Source organism: Oleiphilus sp. HI0132 (assembly GCF_001635845.1).
Genome location: NZ_LWGJ01000813.1, coordinates 1 through 382 on the forward strand (window position 1 = coordinate 1; position 382 = coordinate 382).

Genomic DNA, 382 nt, shown 5'->3' on the forward strand with positions numbered 1-382 from the left:
CGATGGCGATGGTCGAAAAACTATGGCCTATGGCGTCAAACAGGGTCATTCCAGCGGCCCAGTAAGATAGCGCGCAAGCGACTGTTAGCCCGAGGTATATATACCAAAGAGCTTTGGCGGTTTCGGTGATTCGAGGCGTTAATTTACTGTCTTTTACCGGGCCGGGAGTCTCTGCTCGGTATAGCTGCATACCACCAATGCCTAGCATTGGAAGAATGGCGACAGCCAGTACGATCAAGCCCATGCCGCCAAGCCATTGCAATTGTTGTCGGTACCACAAGATAGATTTGGGCAGGTCATCTATCCCGGTAATGACGGTCGCGCCAGTGGTGGTTAGCCCCGATAGGGACTCAAAGTAAGCATCAACGAAGCGTAAATCAGG

The 382-nt window shown here is 52.1% G+C and carries 1 protein-coding gene; it reads right to left on the reverse strand.

Features of this window, described 5'->3' with window-relative positions; all coding sequences use genetic code 11:
* Nucleotides 1-382 (reverse strand): potassium transporter TrkG (locus A3766_RS09385; RefSeq protein WP_304440953.1); only part of this gene is annotated, 382 nt, incomplete at both ends.